1 protein-coding gene is annotated in these 2,977 nt (G+C 66.1%); it reads right to left on the bottom strand.

Annotation, left to right across the window (positions count from 1 at the left end):
• On the bottom strand, positions 1-2,393 hold a 2,393-nt coding region (locus tag AB0G52_RS40830; RefSeq protein WP_361344315.1), incomplete at its 3' end, for a Helicase associated domain protein.
• Positions 2,394-2,977: the final 584 nt, after the last annotated feature.

Here is a 2,977-nt window from a genome sequence, read left to right as displayed (position 1 = left end):
GCTGCTGCCCATTCCAGGCCGAGTGCGGCCAGCTGTGCGAGCTTGTCCGCACTGAGCTTGGCTCGGCGGGTCTTCGTGTTCGACAGGAAGACGCCCAGCTTGACCGCGATCTCTTCGCCGTCGATCACGATCAACTCTTCGTGGGAACGGCTCACGGGCCCTACAGAGCCTGTACGGGCCTTGTACTGGGCAAGAGCCGCAACTCCCCGCTCGAACGCCCCAGAACGACCCCCAGAGGCCTTCACGGCCGCCTCCAGTACCGAGGTAGACGGCCGGATCCCCAGAGCCTCCAGCCGCTCCCGCTGCCCCGGCAAGAGCCCCTGCCACACCGCGGGTTCCTGGTGCCGGGCCAGCCACCGCCCCACGTCCATGCCGTGCACGGTGACGCCGGGCAGGACGAAGGCCTGGTCCTCATCGCGCAGCAGCTCCCGCACGGCCGCGTAGTGCCGCTGCCAGTCCGCCGGCCACTCCGGGTTCCAGTCCGGATCGATCTCTGCCAGCGCCGCCGCCCGCTCCGGGTGGCCCTCCAGCGCCCCCGCCCGGCGCAAATTGCTCAACCACTGTCCTACCGGCCTGTCCAGGGCCACGGCGGACCTTGGAGCGCAGAGGGTCCAGTGCATCTCGAAGTACGCTCGCGCCGCCGCCAGGTTCTCCTGGAACTGCGCGTCCGCGACGTCCCACACCATCCCCAGCGACTCCAGCCGCTGCGCCCGCACCGCCGACAACTGCCCCGCCCCGAACGCCCTCCGCTGTTCCGCCACCCAGGTCCCCAGCGGATACGACCCCTCTCGGTGGTCGTAGGGCACCCGCGCGTCCCCGGTCCTCTCGGCGTACCGCTTCAGCGCCGCCCACCCCCGCGCCCAGTCCTGCCGCTCGACGTCGATCACGTTGAACGACACCCAGTTCGCGACCATGACAGGGTCCCTCGGAGCCGCGAAACGCAGCAACAGCCGGGATTCCTCCTCACCCTCCTCGGGGGCCGCACCGATCGTCTCCATCGGCTTGGTACGCTGCAATCCCTCCTGTGGGATAGCAAGCAATTCCACGGCCTCTTCATCGTGAGCCCGCAGCCCCTCCAGCACCTTCACCAAAGGCCGGTACGACCCCGACGTGAACATGTCCTCCGGCTGCTCCCCCTCTTTCAGGAACACCGGAACAATCAGAGACGCCAATTTCCCCTGACCGGGCTTCTGCCGCAACGCACGGCCGATCGCCTGCACAATGTCATGCGGCGCACCCTTCGGATCGATCAGGGCAACAGAATCCACCGCTCGAATATCAACGCCCTCACCGAGAACGCGACAATTCGAAAGAACGGCCCGCTGAGCGGTACCACCGAAACCACTAAGGACGTCCTCCCGACGCTCCGGGGTGTGCTCACCGCACAACCAGTCAGCCCACAACGCCGACGGATACTTGCCCGGCTGATCCGCGTGCAGCCGCGCCGCCACCGACCCCAGCCCCTCCGCGAACGCCTGCGCCTCGATCGTCCGATGGTGGAACGTGATCGTCGTCTGAAGCCCGTGATCCGCCATTGTCCGCAACAGAGCACCCTGGAGCGCACCCATCCGCTCCCCACGCACCTCTTCCTCACGCGACAACGGCCCCCGCAACCGCTCCGGCGTCACCACCGGGTCCGTCAGCTCCACCACGATGATCTGATACCGCGCCAGCAGCCCCCGGGCCACGGCCGACGCAAGCGTCAGCTTGTACAGCACCGGCCCGAAGATCTCGGCATCATCCATGGAGGCCGCCAACTCCGCCGGCAGCGCGTCCCGCACCCCTTCGGCCGCCTCCCACGTCGGCGGCCGCTCCTGCCAGATCCGCGGCGTCGCCGTCATGTACAACCGGCGCGCCGCCGGGATCACACCCTGGTCGTGAACGGCCGCCCACGCCTTCCCCAAAGATCCACTCGTCCTGTGCGCCTCATCGACCACCACCAGGTCCATCGGCGCCAACTGCTGCCCGTACTCGCCCTCGAACGCCTCCGCCAGCACACCCAGACTCGCGTACGTACCGAACATCGTCACCGGCCCGCTTCCGTGCCAGAGAGCGAGCCGGACGGGATTCGTCGTCGCCCGCACATCAAGACCCCACAATTGCGGGTCCTCATCCAGCGAGCACACCGCCACCGCATCACCCACGTGCCCAGCATTCCGCCACGACCTCACCGTCTGTTTCAGCAGGTCCAGAGTCGGCATCAGAACCAGAACGCGCCCGTTAGGAACGAGCCTCTTGGCCGCTACGGCAGCCATGATTGTCTTTCCCGTGCCGCACGCGGAATGCACCTGCCCGCGCAGACCGTTTGCCGGGATACCGCCCGGCGGGATATCCAAGCCGCGAACGATCGCGTCAACAGCCTCGATCTGATGGTCACGAAGTTTCACGGCCATTCCCGTACGCTCCATTTGTGGGTGAATTCACCGGGAGGGATTATCCGAACGGTGATCGGTTCCGGGGTGGTGGGCTCTGACTCCAGACTCTACACAGTGCATCAGTATGATGCACCTACCTTCGCCGAACTCTCACCCCGCAGGATGCATCTTGGCCTGTTCGCGCCCCATGAGACCGGGTGATGGTGTAGCATGGGCCGCGCCGACATGATTTTTGATCGTCCGTCAGGGTGGCGGCAGCGAGGGGGTGAGTGGTTGTGAAGGGCGCCGTTCGACTGGTCTCGCGCACGGTCCGGCCGGCCTCGGTCGACCGACACCCCGTCACCTTCGTTGGGGGGCAGTGGCTTGGGATTCCAGTTGCTACACAGTTCGCCGAGTGATGCACCCTCTCCGTTGCTGCCGTTTTTCGGATTCCCGCTTGCGGGAATCCTTCCGATGCGCGCTTGCGCGTATCGGCGCTTTTAGAATTCCGCTTGCGGAATTCAATTCCCGCGCTTGCGCGGGAATTTGATGGCAATTCAATTTCGCTTGCGAAATTGAATTCACTACCGTGCGCGCCAGCGCACGGTATCCCGCGGAGCGGG

This window comes from Streptomyces sp. NPDC021562, from assembly GCF_040640875.1.
Classification (GTDB): domain Bacteria; phylum Actinomycetota; class Actinomycetes; order Streptomycetales; family Streptomycetaceae; genus Streptomyces.
This window is presented reverse-complemented; position numbering and strand designations above follow the sequence as displayed.